21 protein-coding genes are annotated in these 19,244 nt (G+C 54.5%); 11 read left to right on the top strand and 10 right to left on the bottom strand.

Annotated features, from left to right (window positions below):
* Window positions 1–10 precede the first annotated feature (10 nt).
* Window positions 11–2,302 (top strand): helicase-associated domain-containing protein, encoded by a 2,292-nt coding sequence (locus VFA09_00905; protein ID HZU65810.1) that lies wholly within the window; start codon window positions 11–13, stop codon window positions 2,300–2,302.
* On the opposite strand, the gene VFA09_00910 is transcribed toward VFA09_00905, so the two are convergent.
* Entirely contained in the window at window positions 2,280–2,627 is a 348-nt protein-coding gene (locus VFA09_00910) for a hypothetical protein (GenBank protein ID HZU65811.1), read from the bottom strand. The genes VFA09_00905 and VFA09_00910 overlap by 23 nt on opposite strands.
* A gap of 335 nt (window positions 2,628–2,962) precedes the next feature.
* Here VFA09_00910 and VFA09_00915 point away from each other — a divergent pair, with 335 nt between their 5' ends.
* Window positions 2,963–3,220, top strand: a complete 258-nt coding sequence (locus VFA09_00915) for a hypothetical protein (protein ID HZU65812.1) — start codon at window positions 2,963–2,965, stop codon at window positions 3,218–3,220.
* Window positions 3,221–3,225: 5 nt separating this feature from the next.
* Window positions 3,226–3,420: a hypothetical protein gene (locus tag VFA09_00920; protein HZU65813.1), complete on the top strand. Its 195-nt coding sequence runs from the start codon at window positions 3,226–3,228 to the stop codon at window positions 3,418–3,420.
* Between the two features lie 192 nt (window positions 3,421–3,612).
* Here VFA09_00920 and VFA09_00925 read toward each other — a convergent pair whose 3' ends face one another.
* Complete coding sequence (locus tag VFA09_00925; protein HZU65814.1) at window positions 3,613–4,923, bottom strand: hypothetical protein; 1,311 nt, start codon at window positions 4,921–4,923, stop codon at window positions 3,613–3,615.
* Window positions 4,924–5,143: 220 nt separating this feature from the next.
* Here VFA09_00925 and VFA09_00930 point away from each other — a divergent pair, with 220 nt between their 5' ends.
* The 3 genes from VFA09_00930 to VFA09_00940 all read left to right on the top strand — a co-directional run bounded on the left by VFA09_00930 (window position 5,144) and on the right by VFA09_00940 (window position 8,482).
* Complete coding sequence (locus VFA09_00930; protein ID HZU65815.1) at window positions 5,144–6,058, top strand: pseudouridine-5'-phosphate glycosidase; 915 nt, start codon at window positions 5,144–5,146, stop codon at window positions 6,056–6,058.
* A gap of 125 nt (window positions 6,059–6,183) precedes the next feature.
* Window positions 6,184–6,579: a hypothetical protein gene (locus tag VFA09_00935; protein ID HZU65816.1), complete on the top strand. Its 396-nt coding sequence runs from the start codon at window positions 6,184–6,186 to the stop codon at window positions 6,577–6,579.
* Window positions 6,580–7,009: 430 nt separating this feature from the next.
* The gene (locus VFA09_00940; protein HZU65817.1) at window positions 7,010–8,482 is read left to right on the top strand and encodes a hypothetical protein; all 1,473 of its coding nucleotides are present in this window, start codon (window positions 7,010–7,012) and stop codon (window positions 8,480–8,482) included.
* A gap of 77 nt (window positions 8,483–8,559) precedes the next feature.
* Here VFA09_00940 and rpmA read toward each other — a convergent pair whose 3' ends face one another.
* From rpmA to VFA09_00955, 3 genes are all read right to left on the bottom strand, one after another.
* A complete protein-coding gene (gene rpmA / locus VFA09_00945) occupies window positions 8,560–8,874 on the bottom strand; it encodes a 50S ribosomal protein L27 (protein ID HZU65818.1) in 315 nt (104 codons plus the stop codon).
* 81 nt (window positions 8,875–8,955) lie between these two features.
* Window positions 8,956–9,411 carry a 50S ribosomal protein L21 gene (rplU, locus tag VFA09_00950; GenBank protein ID HZU65819.1) on the bottom strand — a complete coding sequence of 152 codons (456 nt, stop codon included), beginning with the start codon at window positions 9,409–9,411 and terminating at the stop codon, window positions 8,956–8,958.
* A 423-nt stretch (window positions 9,412–9,834) separates the two neighbouring features.
* Entirely contained in the window at window positions 9,835–10,290 is a 456-nt protein-coding gene (locus tag VFA09_00955) for a zinc ribbon domain-containing protein (protein HZU65820.1), read from the bottom strand.
* A 318-nt stretch (window positions 10,291–10,608) separates the two neighbouring features.
* On the opposite strand from VFA09_00955, the gene VFA09_00960 reads away from it, so the two are divergent.
* Both VFA09_00960 and tyrS read left to right on the top strand, forming a co-directional pair.
* Window positions 10,609–11,760 carry a B12-binding domain-containing protein gene (locus tag VFA09_00960; GenBank protein HZU65821.1) on the top strand — a complete coding sequence of 384 codons (1,152 nt, stop codon included), beginning with the start codon at window positions 10,609–10,611 and terminating at the stop codon, window positions 11,758–11,760.
* A 153-nt stretch (window positions 11,761–11,913) separates the two neighbouring features.
* A complete protein-coding gene (tyrS, locus tag VFA09_00965; protein HZU65822.1) occupies window positions 11,914–13,185 on the top strand; it encodes a tyrosine--tRNA ligase in 1,272 nt (423 codons plus the stop codon).
* Between the two features lie 40 nt (window positions 13,186–13,225).
* On the opposite strand, the gene VFA09_00970 is transcribed toward tyrS, so the two are convergent.
* The 4 genes from VFA09_00970 to VFA09_00985 all read right to left on the bottom strand — a co-directional run bounded on the left by VFA09_00970 (window position 13,226) and on the right by VFA09_00985 (window position 17,312).
* A complete protein-coding gene (locus VFA09_00970) occupies window positions 13,226–14,173 on the bottom strand; it encodes a YafY family protein (protein ID HZU65823.1) in 948 nt (315 codons plus the stop codon).
* Window positions 14,170–14,670, bottom strand: coding sequence for an NUDIX domain-containing protein (locus tag VFA09_00975; GenBank protein ID HZU65824.1), 501 nt, complete (start codon window positions 14,668–14,670; stop codon window positions 14,170–14,172). The genes VFA09_00970 and VFA09_00975 overlap by 4 nt, the downstream gene beginning before the upstream one ends.
* A 17-nt stretch (window positions 14,671–14,687) precedes the next feature.
* Window positions 14,688–16,301: an MFS transporter gene (locus VFA09_00980; GenBank protein ID HZU65825.1), complete on the bottom strand. Its 1,614-nt coding sequence runs from the start codon at window positions 16,299–16,301 to the stop codon at window positions 14,688–14,690.
* A gap of 204 nt (window positions 16,302–16,505) precedes the next feature.
* On the bottom strand, window positions 16,506–17,312 hold the full coding sequence (locus VFA09_00985; GenBank protein ID HZU65826.1) for a sulfite exporter TauE/SafE family protein: 807 nt from the start codon (window positions 17,310–17,312) through the stop codon (window positions 16,506–16,508).
* 130 nt (window positions 17,313–17,442) lie between these two features.
* Here VFA09_00985 and VFA09_00990 point away from each other — a divergent pair, with 130 nt between their 5' ends.
* Window positions 17,443–17,676, top strand: a complete 234-nt coding sequence (locus tag VFA09_00990; protein HZU65827.1) for a hypothetical protein — start codon at window positions 17,443–17,445, stop codon at window positions 17,674–17,676.
* Between the two features lie 82 nt (window positions 17,677–17,758).
* Here VFA09_00990 and VFA09_00995 read toward each other — a convergent pair whose 3' ends face one another.
* Window positions 17,759–17,989 (bottom strand): UPF0175 family protein, encoded by a 231-nt coding sequence (locus VFA09_00995; GenBank protein HZU65828.1) that lies wholly within the window; start codon window positions 17,987–17,989, stop codon window positions 17,759–17,761.
* 156 nt (window positions 17,990–18,145) lie between these two features.
* Here VFA09_00995 and VFA09_01000 point away from each other — a divergent pair, with 156 nt between their 5' ends.
* Entirely contained in the window at window positions 18,146–18,658 is a 513-nt protein-coding gene (locus VFA09_01000; protein ID HZU65829.1) for a thiamine pyrophosphate-binding protein, read from the top strand.
* A 6-nt stretch (window positions 18,659–18,664) separates the two neighbouring features.
* Window positions 18,665–19,234, top strand: a complete 570-nt coding sequence (locus tag VFA09_01005) for a thiamine pyrophosphate-dependent enzyme (GenBank protein ID HZU65830.1) — start codon at window positions 18,665–18,667, stop codon at window positions 19,232–19,234.
* Window positions 19,235–19,244 lie beyond the last annotated feature (10 nt).

Raw genomic sequence — 19,244 nt, forward strand, 5'->3', positions numbered from 1 at the left:
CAGGGATGAAATGAAAACGTTACGACAGGTACTCGCCGAACATAGCGAGGAACAACTCGAGCAGCTGGCTCGCTGGTGGGGCATCGGCGATACGCCCGCGGAACAATGGCGCAATCACCTGGGCTTGCTCGTGCAAAAGATGCAAGACCCCGTTGCCGCTCGTTTCGTCTGGGAACACCTCTCAGAAGATGAGCGCAAGCTGCTTCATAACGCCCTCAGTTTTTCGGCTTCTAACGGTATCATGCGCGGCGTGTTGCAAACCTTGACGCGCCTGCCGCAAGGCCGCTTTGAGGATGCTCTCGCAACACTTAAAGATCATCTCTTGATACTGGAAGAGCCGCTGGGGGTAAAAGGGAAAAAGCAGGTGGCTCCGGCAAGCGCGAAGTCTACCGCACCCGAAACGAAACAAAAACCCGCGTTCCAGCCATCAACGATGCTCTCCATTTACAAGGATATTGCCGATTCCCTGTCAAGCGCCGGGCGAGCGATCTTCTCATCCAATTACGACCTCTCAACCCTGACACTGGAAAAAATCCTGGCCGCGCAGAGCATGAACGACCTCTACGAAATTGGCCGGCTCTACGGTATTACCCTGAATGACTACTACTCGCGTGTCAATCCCGGCGTAAGATTGGCCGGGCACCTGGTCCAACCTGAAGTGTCTCTCTATGCCTGGGATCAATTCGATGATCAGACACGCAAACTTTTGAAATGGCTCTGCGAGCATGGCGGCCAGGCCACCATGAATGAGATACGCCAGCATACAGGCTATGACGACCCGGCCCTGGCGAAAATCATTCACCAGCTTGAAAGCTATGCCATCGCTTTTGATACGTTTTCGGGCGCGGTGCGCAAGCTATTTATTCCGCGAGAAATGCTCAAACATGTGCAAAAGGCTGCTGCGCAAACCGCGACCATCGCACAGGAGAAAGGGCCGGTTGGCCTGCTTCCCTTGAAGGAGCCGCCGCAAAGTATACACAATGGCGATACGCTGGTACTCTATGACCTGGCGTTCTTGATCGGAGCCATGTACCAGCAGAATATCGAGCCGACGAAATCGGGCGATGTGCCAAAGCGTATTGCCAACAAATTGCTTCCCCAGCTGCAAATCCGGCCTCGCCAGGGGTACGATACGTCGAATTTTGCCGCCGATATGCTCTTTAGCATTGCCCAGAAGTTGGGGCTTGTGCAGCTTTCGGCGTCAATGGGCGACGATGTGAAACCCCACTATGAACCGGGGCCGCAGCTCGCTCAATGGGCGCAGTGGGATGCCGCAGAGCAAACTCACGAACTTCTCGAATACTGGCTCAAAGCTCACAATTGGGCCGATATCGCCGGCGTCAACTTCGATCCAACGCTCAGTTCGTACTACCTGGATATGCGAACGGGACGTAGCGCTGTTCTGAAATACCTGTCGCAATGCACTCCCGGACGCTGGTATAGTTTTGATTCGTTGCTGCGTACCATGAAAGCCGAAAATCCTTACCTGCTGCGCTCGAACATTGCGAGTACCGGCCTGCCAGGCTATCAATATTCGAAAAAAATCCTTGCCAACTGGGACAGATGCGATGGAGAAATAATCATAGGTTTACTGACCTCAACACTGTTTGAGCTAGGACTTGTATCGCTAGGCTACGAGCATGGGCAGCCGCGTGGCCCATCCAGGCAGATCGATCCCGCGACCGAGAGGCCGCTGAATCCCGACGCTTTTATGCTGACCGATCTGGCCGCCGCGATTCTGCCAACCGAGGTTGAGCCGCCTGCCAGAGCAGAAGACGCTGCGCCTCGCCGCACGTTGATCGTACAGCCCAATTTTGAATTGCTGCTGCTGGAACCCGATCTGCCTACGCTCTACAGGTTGTTACCGTTCGCGCAGGCCAACCAGGTGGGCAAAGTCAGCAAGTTGACCCTGACCCGCAGTTCGCTGCTGCGCGGCCTGGCAACAACCAAAACCGTCGAGCAGGTTCTACGCATTCTGGAAGAGCATAGCCAGAAAGAAATTCCCCAGAATGTAGCCTATACCCTACGCGATTGGGGCAAACTGTATAAAGAAGCCGCCATCTCGCAGGTACTCCTGCTGGAAGTGGAAAGTGAACCGCTGGTAAACGAAATTCTCTCGCTGCCAGGTCTGAAATCGTTACGCCTGCGCAGGCTCGGTCCCTGCGCCATCGTCGCCGATTCTGGCATAACCTTCGCCGAATTGCGCCGCACGCTCGAAAAAGAAGGCATCGTAGTGCATGTGAACGGCCAGATAATTACGCGGCGTGATTATAGCACCATCACTTACGGCAGACCTCGATAATCTGCAAAGCCTGCTCGCGCGCATCGAGCCGGATCAGCGCCACTACCTGCTGGAAGATCACGTGACGTAGCAGGTTGCAGCGAAACTCTAGCTCATGCTCCTGCGCTTTTAGCTCCGCGACTTCTATCTCTCCCGCACGCCATTCGGCCAGCTTATGCTCTACCTTGCGCAACTTCAAAACAAAAAAAGCCAGTCGCAGCAGTTCAAAGCGCCGTATTTGTTCCGCCGACTCCAGCGAACCACCGTTGGAAAATGTTGAGAGGGTTGACTGCGTGTTTGCGCTCAAGAAGCGCTGGACCGCCTCTTTACTGGAGCTAAGCATCATTGTTTTCTCCTTCGATCTCTCAATGGGAAGTAAATAAGCGAGTCCTTGCACTTGATTCTCTATGCAAAACATTCTACCTGCTCAAGGCAGAAAACCAGTAAAGGACAGGTAGGAATATGGTTAAGAAACAGGCAAGCGCCGTAACGGTTTTGTAACTGGAATACTGGCGCGTGTAATCAACCAAAATGGCTATCAAGAACGTGTTCTTCCATCGGAATGCCAGCTGTTCGTTAGAGTAGATGAGCTGTGAGAGGCTTACTCCAGTTCGCTTGTTTACGTGTGTAGCCCAGGGCGGTCGCCCTGGAGGAGCTATTTTAGGGGGTAAGTATTTACGTATGCGTTCGACTCTTTTTTATATCGCGATTGCTTTAGCCATCATTTCCGTGATAGCCGCCATCTATTTCCTCATTCCGGGCATTTATCACCCATATATCTCTATTGAAAGGGGTCACCTGGTCTTGATCACACCTGGAAGGCACCTGGCACTTTCAAACAGCAGGCATCGCTTTTACGCCGGCGTCAGTTTCTTCCTGGCCGTGCTTTTCGCGATTACCGGCCTTCTATTGAGGCCCAAAAAAGTGGCGGTCGCCTAGCGGCCATGGCCCTCCTGGTTGCTGGATTGGTAACCCGCTCGCTCGCCCAAAAAAGTGGCGGTCGCCTGGCGGCCATGGCCCTCGCTCGTAGGGGCCGATTGATCGTACACACCGCCGATTTATCGGCCTCGCGCCGTTACCGGATCAGGTTGTTAAAGCCCATGATCGACCTCGCGCCCCTTGCCGTAGTAGTTTGTTAAGGCAAGGTCCAATTTTGACGAAAGGTGCTTGACAGGTACGACACACCTGCTCATGTCATTCTGAGCGCAGCGAAGAATCTCAGCGAGCCTCGACACAGATTCTTCGCTGCGCTCAGAATAACATGCCCTGGATCGCTCAGACTACCGATTTTGAAAGGTAGCATTCATCAGGAACGGCAGACCCATAAAAAGTCACTTCCACAGCAGCGTATCCTCATTTCCTGGGATACGCTGTTCTTCCATTCCGGCATTTACTGCTGGCCTCTGTCGCCATTCGCAGCACGCCTCACCATCGCGTAACAAGCGCGCAATTGCCTCATCATAATCGTGGATGGTAAATTGCCCAAAATCGGCAAGCAGCAAGCGCTGTCGCAGTTCAGGCCAGCGGCGTAGATGCAGCGCTCGTCCAGCCTGCAATACGCGCTCGTAGAGCAGCTGGAAATGTTCTTCAAGGCGCGTCTTTTTTTGCCTATCGAACCAGTCTTCCATCAAGACTCCCTGGTGGCTTTGCTCGTCCAGGCGGCGACGATATATGCATATGGCATCATTCATCGCTGCCAGGCTATCCTGGCGGCGGGTCGCGAAAATCAGCGTATATGGTGCCAGCTCGACCTGCGCCGGTCCAATCAGCATCGGCAAGGCAACGCGCTGCACCGTCAAAAAATGCTGCCCCATCGAACTCACCAGCGCCTCGACCAGCCCGCTAATCATCGACTCCGTCTCTACATTCTCCCTCAACAATGCTTTCCAACGATCATTGCGTACCAGAGCTGTAAATGCCGCTGCCCCTGTGGGAGTCCTCAGCGCCGGTATCAAGCTCACTTCCATCTTTTTATGCGAAACGAGCAGAAAGAGTTCCGTCGGCGCGGTACGCGTATAGAGTGGCGCCAGGTCTTCATAGCTAAAAAGGGTCTTGCTGAACGGATGAAGCAGGAAGATGGCCGCGGATTGATCAATAGTCGCGAGCAGCGCCGGTGCCACTTCCAACCATCCTGCACGCACAACTCCCCCATCTTTGGGCAGCGCTATCGCTTTCGGCGACGAGGCTGCGCCGTTTTGCTCCGTTTTCACTACTCCGTGTTTGCCGCTGCCAGTCTCCAGTATAAATCCGTGGAGCGTAATCGGCCTGCTTTCGCCGGCCAGAACCTGAGAGAGCGCATGCACCGGCTGGAGTACAGGATGAATAAGCCGCTTTGTATCCTTCGCGCGCGCTTTTCCCGTCCGATCTCCATCTTTTAACAGGGAAGCCGTTGCTTGGGTGACTTCAATTGCCTGCGTTGGGTTTTGGGGAGTACCAAGCGCATCAACCCAATAACAACGGCGGAAAATGCGGGTCGCCGCCAGGGAACGACAATAGGCCGCTGCATAGTCATGCAGCAGCCAATCGCGCAAGGCCGCCAGGACAGCCTGCTCTGAAAGACGGCGCGCGCGAACCTGCCTCGTGTGTGCGAGCTGGAAATCTGGATTGTCATCGAAATCGGCCCAAAGGTTCATAGCTGACATTTATTGTATCATAGGTATAGGGCTAATTCAGAGAATCACCCTGATGAATTTTTCCAAACGAATCGGGGGATCAGGTCATGTCATTCTGAGCGCAGCGAAGAATCCGTGTCCATCGCGCCAGAGATTCTTCGCTGCACTCAGAATGACACGAACGGGGTCACTTAGATTACCGATTTTGATTGTTAAAATTGATTAGGGACAGCGGAGTAATCGAGGAAACATGCCACAACAACCATCATATATAGCCATTTCCGAAGAAGTCCAGGTCGCATTAGAGGAACAACGGCCTGTCGTCGCGCTCGAATCGACGGTCATTGCGCATGGCCTGCCTTATCCGGCCAATGTCGAGGTCGCGCAGGCAATGGAGGCTGCCATTCGAGCTGAGGGCGCAATCCCCGCCACGATCGGCATTCTCAACGGAAAGATCGTCATCGGGCTTGCCCAGGATCAGATACAATACCTGGGCACCGCGCGCAATATCTTGAAAGTAAGCCGGCGCGATCTGGCCGTAGCGCTGGCCACACAACGGCCTGGCGCCACTACCGTTGCGGGTACCATGTTATGCGCCAGCATGGTCGGAATACGCTTCTTTGCCACCGGCGGCATTGGAGGAGTGCATCGCGGGGCCGAGACCACTATGGATATCTCTGCCGACCTGACGGAACTCAGCCGCACGCCGGTCCTGGTTGTCTGCGCCGGAGCAAAATCCATTCTTGATCTCGATCTGACGCTTGAATACCTGGAGACGCAGGGCGTACCCGTGCTTGGCTGGCAAACTGACGAGTTTCCGGCTTTCTATGTGTGTTCCAGCGGGCGTTGCCTGCCCCATCGCGTCGATGATGTCGCTACGCTGGCCGCCATCGCTCGCGCTCAATGGGAGTGCGGTTTGCAAGGGCTTGTTGTCGGCTGCCCCATTCCTGAGCAATATGCAATGGAACCAGACCCCCTCGAAGCGGCTACCGAAGAGGCTTTACGGCTGGCCCGCGAACAGGGCGTGCGCGGTCCCGCAACCACCCCTTTCCTGCTTGCCCATGTCGCGAAGGTGACCGCGGGCGAAAGCGTCGAGGCCAATAAGGCGCTACTTATCAATAACGCGCAGTGGGCGGCGCGGTTCGCAGCAGCTTATTATGGTTGATCAAAAAAACCGTTGATTTCTTTCCCGTCAAGGACTACAATACATACAAACAAAACAGAAACGCATGGCCATATCCATGCTTGTCTTATTTAATTGCATCTATGCCTCGAAAGGAGCATCTCGTGATGAGCAGATCACTGAGAAAGGTCATAGGAGGTATTATCCTTGCTATCCTATGGGTATGCTGTTTCCTATTTATCCCCAAAACGCTTGTGATTGACTTTGGCGTCATCGGTGGGGTCGATGAAACTTTGAACTTCAAGTTCACGGTCATCATCATCGGCCTGCTCGTACTCTTCTTCTACAACCTGCTCTATCGCTCCAGCGCGGAAGCTACCAAACTGAGCTGGACATCGATTTTTACCATCGCCTGGTTGTCGTTGATCATCTTTTACCCATTTACAGACCCCAACACCGACTCTGGGGATAGGGGAGCAGTCGCATTCTTTACCCTGATCGCCGGACTCGCTGTATGTGTCCTCTGGGTGCGATTCTTCTCCGATGAAATTTCGCTCGAGTGAAGATTTCTTAACCAACTCAGACATCCAAGAACAGGACCGCTTCCCAGGCGGTCCTTTCTCTTTCTTTTTCACCACATTTCATCTCCGGTTAAGAAAACTTAACCCCAATCCGGTACTTTACAGCTATTTTTAGGCCCATGTATGCGAATATACCGCAGAGCCTATGGTAATATCGCTTTCAAGAAACGTACTTTCAATAAGTATCAACACGTAGTAAATCAGTTCACAACGCTTCACGTTTCTGTGACGTAAGTACGGTCACCCAGGTAGAATTGCTTCCACACCTGTGAGGAGCCGGGCATCGTTTTGTCCTTTTATGCTCGCGAGGACAGGCACAAGATACTGTCCCTACAGAGATGGATAGGGCACATAAAAAAGCCTGGACAAGCTAATGCCTGTACAACATGAAGTCAGTAGTAAAGGGGTAAACATGCGTAAGCTACATCGAAGCACTTTCGGCACGCGATCAACGCGACGTAGAGGATTTTCGCCTCTGGTACTCATTGGAGCGCTTGTAACAGTGGTTATTGCGCTTGGCGTAGGCGGAGTGTTCTTCCTCCTGCCGCGCTTAGGTTCGCACGCGGCGGGAGCAGTGAATGCGGATTGCACGCTGATTGTGCCGGCCCATCCACTTTCGCCTGCCGGCCTGGCAACTCCCTATCAACTGGTAGCGACCAATCCAGACAATGGCCCATGTAATGAGGCAAATCCTAATCAATCGGCCTTCGTCCAGGCCGCGATACTCGATACTGCCACAGGCAATATCTCTATTTATGAGCCACTGGTGATTGATAAGGGTACGCGACCGGCGGCGCCCCCTGTCGTACCACAATTGACCGCAACTTCGGTAGTAGGTGTGTGGTTTGGCTTCAATGGCAATAACCTGACTTTGCGAGGCACACGTGGCAGTTTGGATGAGGGAAACTGCGTTAATGGAGCCGATGGTTCAATCTTTGGGCAGTTCGCCTACTGCAATGCTCCCGAGTTCTTCAGGGCGGCTAACCGGGCTATCGCGGCGGGTCTTCTTGCTCCACCTGCATTGGGTACCGCCAAAGATGGCCAGCCCTGCCCCACTGTACGTGATTTCAGCGTGGTAGACCAGGATCAGAGTGACAACGTGCAAACGCAGTACCTGGCGACACCCGATGGTAGAACCGCGCAGTTCTCGGCCACCAACCAGCAAAATTTACCAAATGCGACCGTCCTGGCCAACCCTAGCGATAATGCGCTGCTCAGCAACTTCATTGATCCGGCGCTGGGTTGCCAGTCCTGGCAGGCCCCGGACCTTGCCAACCCGGGGAACATGGTACCGGCCCTGGCGTTAGACGAATTGCAGGCCGCTGCCAATCAAAAGGCGCCAATCGCGCTGGTACCTCTGACTGATCCCATGACGATGGTCGCGCAGGGCAACAATACTTTTCAGAGTCTAACAAAAACCAACCTCTATCGTCAGGGCGTTGATCAGACGCCTGCGGACTACCGCCAGCAGGCCAGCGGTGCCACTTACTGTAGAAACCTTGTGCGAACAGGTCTGCCGCGCCTGGCGATGGATAAACAGTTGACAATCAATGCGACGACTCCGAATGCTGCTATGGCCAACAGTCTCTTTACCTTCCTGGCCATGCGCTTCCAGACTTCGTACATGAATTTGAATTGTAAACAGCTCCTTGGCCAACCGAATCCGGTGCAGACGCAGACCGATGCCAACGGTGTCGTAATTGCCGCGACCATCAATGACACAACCAGCGGCAATCCCGGACTTGCCTGCTCTGTGAACGGCAATGTTCTGGCAGGGTGCGCCGGAACGACCACCATTAACGGCCAGACCTGCACCTTTGCCTTCGACAACCAGGCACGCCAGGTGAACATCCAGTGCGGCGCAACGGCACAGCAGGGAGGATAATCACAAGCGAAATAGGGAAGAGGCGAATAGAAACGCAGTGTGTTTCTATTCGCCTCTTCCCTATTTCGCTTGTGATGCTATGCTTGCGCGGTTTCCGCGGGCACTTCCTCGATGGCGATCAACGAAGGACGGCCCGGAAACTCTGTATGGATACTCACATTGCGTTGCGAGCGCGAATGGTGTCCGAACTTGACATAACCATCAATCAACGCAAAGAGCGTATGATCGCGACCGACGCCGACATTTTCTCCTGGTTTGATCTTCGTGCCACGCTGGCGCACAATAATGCTGCCGGCAGTGACCAGCTGTCCATCGTAGCGCTTCACGCCCAGCATCTTGGGGTTGCTATCCCGACCATTGCGGGAGCTACCCACACCTTTTTTATGTGCCATGGTTTATTCCTCCTCTAACTTGCTTACTTTCAGTCTGCTCAACAGGTACGGGACCCGCTCAGGACGCGCTAAATCTGGTCCCTACTCCTCCTCGGATTCCTCTACATCGTCGCTAGCGACCTCATCTTCACCCTCATCCTCAGTAACCTCGGCGGGAGTCTCCATCTCATCCTGGGAGGGTTCTTCATTCCTGGCGCGAGGAGGTTCGCCGGTAATCAGACTCTTGCCATCGGCCACAATATCATCAATGGTCAGTACCGTCAGTTCCTGGCGATGCCCACGGCGATGGCGATAGCGTTTCTTGGCCTTGTACTTGAAGACAATTAATTTCTTGCCGCGGGCCTCCCTGGTAGCGGTGGCGAGTACTGTTGCGTTCTCTACCAGCGGTGTTCCGATCATCGTCGTATTCTCATCAGAGATCAACAACACATCGAGCTGTACCTGCGATCCGATCTCTACGGGAAGCCGGTTGACTTCCAGCGTCTGGCCAACGGACACCTTATATTGTCTTCCACCACTTTTAACGACTGCGAACATAGCTTCTTCTCAACTCCTTTTTCTTTTGAGGCGATCATGGTGGTCGCCGCCATACTCCGCTCTGAGACTTCACTGGATACGTGGAAGGCAAGGGTGGAGCGCCTTCGTACTGTTCCATTTCGTAGGCTTTTCAATCCCTCATCCGGGGAACTGGCCACGTAGGGGCCGATTCATCGCGCCCAGCGCCGATTGATCGGCCTCCGAGATGGCTGGATTAATAAGTTACAATCCATTACCGGCCCGGCGGGCATCATGGAGTCTCATCATTCTGCAATGCGGAGTGATTTCCCCTTGCAAAAAATTGGGGCAGCCCAACCACGCGAACACAAGGCTCTCGTGGACACACTGTAGCGCAATCATTCTAGCAACATTTGACAATACTGTCAAGCCTCGTTTTTCCCGAACCCGCCTGGGATTGAAACTCTAGCGCTGTTGCTGTGCTTTCCATTGCATCTGAGCCTGTTGTAGACCCAGCAATTGTTGTTCAAGCCGCAAAATCTCTTGTTGCAAGCGCTCTTTCTGTTGCTGTGGCCCAAGGAGACGGATGTCTTCAAACACCTTGTAACCACCTCGTAGGAGGCCTCGCGGCACAAATGCCGCCGTTTCATAATAACGCGAGCGTGTACTCGACATTTGTGTCGTGATCTGCTTCAGGTCGAGCTTCAACTGCCGGATCTCCAATTTCAACTGTTGGATCTGGTCCTTGTAGGGGTCCTGCGCCTTAGCACTGCCAGAACGGCGGGGACGAGCCGGTACTTCTGGCGCGCCCGGTCTATAAGGACTTTGTGAGACCGCCCCAGGCGCCTGCAGGGGAGCGCCGCAGTCCTGGCAGAAATGCGCTCCATCTTCGACCCTGGCCCCGCAATTCGTACAAAACATGCATCCATCCTCCTTAAGAAAGAAAAAGCTCCGTTTATCTGGATTATACCCGACTTTTCTCTCCCTTGCACGAAGGTACAAGAGTACTGGAAAAGCCAACCTGCGGTATCTCCTTGTGGTCACCAGGAATGGTTTATTACCCTTCTTCCTCCCCAACCGCATCTTATACCTTGAAGATCAACAACAAAAAAGCCCCGCCGGTTGGCCAATGGCAAAGGTCGCATTCTAGACCTGGAGCACTCGGTATGATATAGTTGGCTCGAAGACTTGCCTCTGCACCGGTGCCGGTAAGACAGGCGATAGTTTATGGAGAGAGGTATGATGGCACGAGGAGAACATATTGATGCGCCAGACCTCGAGCGCTACCCTGATATCCCTTTGTTCAATACAAAGGCGGTGGTGCAACAGACGGGTGTGCTTGCTACTACCCTGCGTGCCTGGGAGCGTCGTTATCGCATTCTTTCCCCCGACCGTTCCAATAACGCCTACCGTCTTTACTCCGAGCGTGATATTGCCAAAATTCGCTGGCTCAAGGCGCGTGTCGATTCCGGCATGACCATCAGCCAGGCTATTGCGCTGCTCCATCATATGGACGCCCAACGACGCCAGCGCCGCGAAACCTGGAACCAAATACCAGGCAGTGCCGATTTTTCAGTATTCCAGATAGCTTTGCCGGTCGCAGGAGAGGTCTCCCCAGCAGATACAACAGCGGGTTCCGCAGCGTCTGAAACGGCCACAACGACGGCGGAACAACCTGGCACATCCCACCAGGATGAAAAGCGGATGGGCTTCTCTTCCCCCACATATAGCATGTGGGATGCTCAGCAGCGCCTGCTTGAAGCATTTCAGGTATTCGATGAGGTGGCGGCGCGCGCAGTTATGGCGTCCATGCTGGCTATCTATCCAACTGAAGAGATCTGTATCGAACTGATTCGACCGGTGATGTGGCGTATCGGCAAATTATGGGAAGAAGGACTGATTACGGTATCCGTCGAACACTTTGCGAGCGCTTTCTTTCGTGGCCTGCTCGCGAACCTCCTGCATAGCTCGCCCGCCTCGCCTGCTGGTCCGCTGGTCATTACCTGCTGCGCTCCAGGTGAAGCGCATGAACTGGCCCCCCTGATGCTGGCGCTGCTTCTACGGCGCTCGGGCCTGCGCGTCGTCTACCTGGGGCAGAGCATCGAAATCGCCGGATTGCTGCACACCATACGCCAGACCAGCCCGGCGCTGCTCTGTATTTCGCTCTCGATCTTCTCCTTTAAGCAAGGCCTGATCGACCTGAGCCATCTGATTTGGGAGATGTCACCACCTCGTCCCATACTCATCTGCGGTGGGCAGGCATTTGAGAAACGCCCAGACCTTATTCCACAGGTTCAAGGCCTTTACCTGAATGGAGATTTGCGCTCCAACGTCGCCTACCTGCACCAGCTGGCCTTTGAGCCTCCCAGCGGTTCAGTTGCTATACAATAGGGGCGGAGCCTGGAGGCCGATTCATCGGCCCCGCTATGAATTAGCTGATTATCTTGTTCACCTGCGTAATCTGGTCCCTACATATTGACAATTTCAAAGAGTTCCCGCACAATGGCATACAAATTTGAGCCAGGAGAGCGAGGACGTAGACACATGAATGCATATGATGAACTTCAGTGGAGAGGTATGCTCTACGAGGCGACCGAGGGCCTTCAAGAGGCGCTGGCTACGCGAAAGGTGACCGCCTATATCGGCTTCGATCCCACTGCCGCCAGCCTGCATGTAGGCTCTTTGCTGCCTATTATGGGACTGGTGAGATTGCAGCGCTATGGCCATACCCCCATTGCCCTTGTTGGCGGTGGAACCGGCATGATTGGCGACCCCAGCGGCAAAACGTTGGAACGCCAACTACTTTCAAAGGAGCAGATCGAATACAACATCGCGGGCATTCGCGAACAATTGAGCCACTTCCTCGATTTCGACGCCAGGGAAAACCCCGCCATGCTGCTCAACAACGCCGATTGGCTGGCCCCTCTTCGCCTCATCGATTTCTTGCGCGATACCGGCAAGCATTTTACCGTCAACTATATGCTTGCCAAAGAATCGGTCAAGCGCCGCTACGAGCAGGGAGATGGCATCTCGTTTACAGAGTTCAGCTACATGCTGCTGCAAGCCTACGATTTTCTCACCCTGTATGATCGCTATCACTGTACTGTACAGATGGGCGGCAGCGATCAATGGGGCAATATCGTGGCCGGCATCGAGCTGATTCGTAAGCTGCGCGAGGATAGAGCCTATGGCGGCGTCTTCCCATTGGTAACCAGCAGCGGCGGCGTCAAATTCGGTAAAACCGAGGCCGGAACCATCTGGCTTGATCCTTATCTCACCTCGCCGTTCCGCTTTTATCAGTTCTGGATCAATACCGACGACCGCGATGTCATTACGTACCTGAAATACTTTACGATGCTCAACCGCGAGGAGATCGCCGAACTGGAAACGGCCACGCTGGTAGCCCCCGAAAAACGCGAGGCCCAGCGGCGTTTAGCGCAGGAAGTGACGCGTATGGTGCATGGCGAAGCCAACCTGCGCAAAGCGATCCAGGCCTCTCAAGTCCTCTTCGGCGGCGCGATCACTGATCTGAGCGGCGAGGATGTGCTGGATATCTTCGCGGAAGTCCCATCCACCGAGATGTCGCGGGCGCTCTTCGAGGGCGAAGGCATGCCTCTGGTAGATGTCGTCGTCGCCTGCGGCTTTGCCAGCTCCAAAGGCGCGGCAAGGCGCATGATCGAGCAGGGCGGCATCTATGTCAACAACTCTCGTGTCACCGAAGCGCGCGCGATGATCTCCCTCTCTGATTTCATCGAAGGGCAATACCTGGTCATGCGCAAGGGCGCCAGGGAATATCATCTCATTCGCGCCTCGTGACCCCCGGCAGCAAGGACAGGCTGGCGCTGCCCCTACAGTATCATCGATAGTTTTCCAGCATTGCGCGCGCCTCATCCGCTAAACGCGCGCGCAGCGATTCCGGCTCAAGCACCTGCGCGTGGCGGCCCCAGCTGAGCAGCCATTGCAGCACCTCGCTCTCCTGCCGCGCATGCAGCGTCACCAGCAGCCCATCAGAAGTCTGTTCCTGGCTAACCATATAGAATGAAGGAGATTCTTGTACCCAGCGTGCTACCTCAGCATCAAAAAGCACGCGAATGGTTATGGAGCGCTCGTCAACTGTTCGCTCCAGGCGCATCGTAAAATTGGAAGGACGCTCAAATGCTTCTGGTAGCAGTTCGAGATGTTCCATGCGGTCGAGCCGGAAATTGCGAATAGCATGCCGCAGGTGACACCAGGCAACCAGGTACCAGGCGCCTCCGGTATGGGCGAGGCCGTAAGGGTCGGCTTTACGGATCGTCTGTTCGCCCCTACCATCTGCACTATGGCGAGTATGATAGCAGAAGCGCACCGTGGTTCGCTGGATGATCGCGCGTCGCAGTTGTTGCAGCAGTTCTGCGCGAGGGGAGGATTCCAGGTTATCTCCCGAAATGAAACGAATGCTGCTTTGTAAGTAATGGACCTCATCGCGCAGGTTTTCAGGGAGTACGCCCTCGATCTTGCGGCTGGCGGAGAGCGCGGCAGCGCGATACTGGGCATCAAAGCGCTGCGCCATGAAGTCGCTGCCGAGTAGCAGCATGGTTGCCTCGTCGGTGGTAAAGCTCAACGGCGGCAAGAAGTAGCCCTTCATCAAAGCGTAACCGCGTCCAGGCACAGAAATTAACGGGACACCTGCCTGACCCAGTGCCTGCATATCGCGATAAATGGTGCGTTTGCTGGTCTCGAAGGTTCTGGCCAGGTCCTCGGCGCGCTGGTGCCCCTTACCTTGCAACTCCAGTACGATTGCCAGCAGGCGATCAGTTCTGTTCATCTCTTCTTGAGCTTGCCCTGTTTGTACAGCTTTTTCGCCGATGGACCAAATTCCAACCTCAGCCGGAACCAGCCTGGCTTTTCTAAAGCGTCTGCAATTCTCTCTACATGGAATGGATAGGTATTGCCCGGTATCTGCTGAAATGCAAAGTAGTCGATCTTGTCGGCCTCATCGCTTTTCTTTAGCTTTCCCCCGGTTATATCACAAACATAAGAGAATGCAAAATTGAACTTCCGGAGATGTATATATATCCCTACCAATTTTCGAGGTGCTACTTTCAACCCCACTTCTTCCTTGACCTCGCGCACTACTGCCTGTTCAGGTGTCTCTCCTGCCTCGACTCCGCCGCCGGGCAGGTTCCAGAGGTCTACATCGCACCTGTGGCAGAGCAAGACTCGTTTCTGCTCGTCCAGAATAATGCCAAAAGCGCCTATTTTGATTGTACGCCTCATCCTCTTTTTCAAGCGAGAGCAGGCTTTTGTAAAGCTCTTCAGCATTCTCATACTCATCGTTACTAGCGGTTTTCCTTACCGCGTACAAGCGAGGTCAGAATACCAATTGCCGCGATAGCCGCGCTTGTGATAAAGGCAGCGTGGAATCCAGCGTTAAATGTCTGCTGCAAGGCCGGTATCTGGGCCGGGGAAGCGCGGTGGCTCGCCAGCAGCAGACCGGCTAACGCTCCGCCGAAGCTGGCGAAGACCGCCCCTGCCAGCGCCACACTCAGGCTCTGCCCCACTACCCGTCCCGTTGCCAGGAAACCCGCGGCTACCCCTTGCTGGCCGCGCGGAGCCGCTCCCATCAAGGCGCTATTATTCGGCGATTGGAACATGGCCTGTCCCACGCCTGTCAGTACCAGCCGCCAGATGATGTCCCAGATCGAACTCTGCGCGTTAAGCTGGCTGATGAAAATCAATCCGATACAGGCGATGCTCAAGCCGCCAGCCGCCAGCCAGCGCGTTCCAATACGGTCCGCGAGCGCTCCGCTGAATGGTGCCAGGACTGCTATAGTCAGCGGCAAGGGCGTCAAGAGTAACCCAGCCTGCTCGGTCGAGAAGCCGCGCAGCTCTTCCAGGTAGAAAGGTAGCATGAAACTGACGGCAAACAGCGCCAGGAAGCTCAGGATCAGGCTGATATTGGCCGAGAGGAAGACGCGATCACGCAGCAGCGCAAATTTGATGATCGGGTCGGCAACACGCAACTCGACAATCACCAGCAATGCGAAAGCAATTACGCTCACGACGATTGTACTGATAAGCAGAGGTGAGGTCCATCCCCATTCCTGGCCAAAGGAGAGTCCTGCCGTCAACGCGACAAGCCCGACCGCCAGCAGTAGTGCGCCCCAGGGATCGAAACGGCCCGGATTGCGATGCAAACGCTCGGTCAGGATGCGCAACGTAGCAATGATTCCGATGATGCCGATGGGCACATTGACATAGAAAATCCAGCGCCACGTGAAATTTTCAGTGATGATACCGCCAAGGGTCGGACCGACGCTCACGCCCAATGCCACAATCACAGCGTTCATGCCCAACGCGCGCCCGCGCTCCGAAGGAGGAAATGCGCTGGTCAGCATGGCAGGGCTGATCGCCATAATCAGTGCCCCACCCAGCCCTTGCAACGCGCGCGCGGCAATCAACATGCCCAGCGAAATAGAGGCGCCGCTAATGGCCGACCCGGCGGTGAAAATGATCAATCCCGACACCCAGATCGGCTTGCGTCCTATCATATCCGCCAGTCGTCCGATGGTAAGCAGCACACCCGCGATAACAACCAGGTAGGCGATAATGACCCATTCAACCGCGCCGGTCAGCGCGGTGCCGAAATAATGTGCAATAGTAGGAAGGCTGATATTGACGATAGAAGAGTCGAGCGTTGCCATGAAGACGCCAATCGCGACGATGGAGAGGACAGCCCACTTGTTGGCTCGTTCTTCATAGCCTTTCGTTCTGCTATCGTCTCCGGGACGAGCAGCTTCCTGCCGTATCGTTTGCTTTAGCTCATCCGGGGAGACCATAGCGGACTGCGCCCCATCCGTATTGATCGCATCCTGCGCGTAGGGGCCAGATTGATCGCGCCCCGCGAGCAGTTCATCCTCTATTTTGTTTGCCTTCGTCTCTTTTTGTTGCATGATCTGCCCTGTTTCTGATTGTATGGGCGACCGCGTGCTGGATCAATCCACACTCTACACTGGTCGCCCGCCCGCTCCGCCCACTTTAAATAACAACACGTGCCTGGTTAGATTATCTTCCCATCATGCTACCTGGTTTTGAACGCGTTAATAACAGGTGCTTATTTAGTAGGACGTGATGCGGAGGAAGCATGGATACAAGGCTCATTTCTTGTACAAAAAGAAGTAGATGGTCATGCTTACACCAACCAGGATGACGAACCAGCGCACGATTCGTGGGTCGAGCCGGCGCGCAAAAGAGGCAGTGACAAAGCCGCCCACTATCGCGCCTGCAATCATCACGATAGCCTGCGCCCAGACAACCGCGCCGGCTATAATGAAGGCGATCACAGCGACACCGTTGATCGTGGTTTGCAGCACAGTTTTGACCGCGTTCATCTCGTGAATGTTTTCCATCCCCATCAGCCCCAGTGTCGCCAGCATTAGGATGCCGATGCCACCACCAAAATACCCCCCGTAGGTCGCGATGATCAGCTGTAGAAGCGCGATGATGGCGAGAACGCGCCAGGAAACCTGCTTTGTGAGTTTTGCCGTACCTGCCTCTAGAGCAGTACGGGTGGCAGCACGCTCGCGCATTCGTGCTGTAAGCGGGCCGCTGACCGCGAACAGCACCGTTGCCAGCAACAGCAGGTACGGCAGCAGTGTGACAAAGGTCTTTGACGATGTGCCCAGCAACAATAAAGCCCCCAGCAGGCCACCGATAAAGCTGGTTACACCCAATACCAGCAAAAGGACGCGATTCTGTTTGACTAATTCCTTGCGATAGGCGCCAACGCTGGCAATCGAGCCTGGCCACAGGGCAACCGTACTGGTGGCATTGGCGATTTTGGGCAAGACTCCGGTAAATATCAGCGTGGGGAGCGTGATGAAGGTGCCGCCACCGGCGACCGAGTTAAGCGAGCCGCCGAGCATGGCGGCGAAGAACAGTGCTAGTGCCTGAAGAAATGTCATCGTCTGGTTTGCTTTCTTTGCTGATACCAGCATGCTGCGCCCACACACATATTATACTACAGGACAATTGAAAAGTCTTTTTTCGCCCACCCGGAGATGTGAAGATAATGCTGTGCAGGTTTGACAAAGTATGAAGAGATGCATATCATCTCTTCCCGCGTTTACCGAGGAGGACGCGCGCAACTACGTCGCGACTCACCCTGTGCCGGGCGGGAGTATCAGAAGCGTGAAGAGGCCGATCGTGATGAAAATCGAGTTCATGACTACGCAAGAAGCAAGCGAGTTGATCCAGAACTTTATTAGCCGGCGCAAAGATGACCTGGTCTGCGTCACTGGTTTTTTGCCGATGAAGTCTGATGGATGAGCCTCATCACGCTTCTCAATCGTATGAGAACACCTGTTAAATAATCGAACAAGAAGACGGACAATGAGATCGGGATGGCGGCTTACTCGTAGCGGGCCTCTTTCTTGAGGTCTATTTCATCATCAAAAAGGGAAACATTGTATTGACCTAACAGGTCAAGAAACTCGCGCCGTGTCAGATTCAGCAATTTGGCCCCTTCCCCTGACGAGAGTTCACCTAATGCATAGAGTCGTACAACAAGTGCTTCGAATGCAAGCCTCTCTAACTGCTGTTGATTTTTTCCGGTGAGTTGCTCAGGGACTTGCAAATGCAACTGTATAGTGACTTTCTCCTTTGCTGCTTTCGGCACGGTGCGCCGATATGCCTATTATACTACATTTTAACCTTACCCTTCCCCAACCAATTCTGCTATACTTAAGGATATCTCAGACGTTCATAGCTCATCCAATTGCACTGACTGGAGGGTCATATGCCTGTCTCTGTTTCCAATTCCAGGTTGATCTATGACGCGCTCAAAGCCTGTGATGTGCGTATCATCTCGGCTCTGCCCGAAACCTGGCTCGTGCATCTCATTCGCATGGCCGACGAAGACCCCGAAATGACACTGGTGCGCCTTGCGAAAGAGGAAGAGGGCGTAGGTATCTCGGCAGGAGCGCATCTCGCGGGCGTCAATTCCGCCATGTTGATGCAGAATCACGGCTTTCTTGCGTCAATCAACCCCATTGTCTCGCTGGCCCTGCTCTACAAAATTCCCCTGTTGATGCTCATCAGCTATCGCGGTCACATGGGCGAAAAAGACCCCTGGCAGACGCAGGGAGGCCTGGTGACGGAGCCGATTTTGCGCGCTCTGAACATTCCAATCTGGCATTTGAACAATCCCGGCGACATCGACAGGCGTCTCAAAGATGCTCAGACGCTGGCGCATGCCTCGCTGCACCCTGTTGCCGTCCTGTTGTCACGCGAGCTAATGTGGGAGGAGTGATCGATTATGTTGCGCGCAGATGCTTTGCAGGCTATTTATCCCGAGCTGGAAGAACGCATCGTCGTTACTATCATGGGCGCGGTCGCGGCAGAACTCTACATGCTCGGGCACCGTCACAACTTCTTTTATCTTGAACATGCCATGGGCCTGGCATCATCGATGGGCCTCGGTATCGCGCTATCGCTACCGGAGCAAAAGGTGATCGTCCTCGATGGCGACGGCTCGCTGCTGATGAACCTGGGCACCTTGAGTACGATGGCACGCTACAAGCCCGGCAACCTGCTGCACATCGTCTTCGACAACGAAAGCCTGCTCTCGGTCGGTGGATTCCCTACCGCTACCTCAACGGGCACCGATCTTGCCGGTATCGCCAGGGCGTCAGGCGTGCCGCAGGTCATGGAGGCAAACACGCCTGAAAGCCTGAAAGATGCCGTCACGCAGGCCCTGGCAAGCAATACGCTCACGACTATCGTCTCCAAGGTCGAAGCGATCGGCCCAAAATCCTTTCACATGGACTTGCCCTTGCTCGAAAACCGCTTCCAGTTCAAACGCTATCTCGAAAAAGTGAGAAAATAACAAGGAGGGA

This window comes from Ktedonobacteraceae bacterium, from assembly GCA_035653615.1.
In the GTDB taxonomy this organism is placed as follows: domain Bacteria; phylum Chloroflexota; class Ktedonobacteria; order Ktedonobacterales; family Ktedonobacteraceae; genus DASRBN01.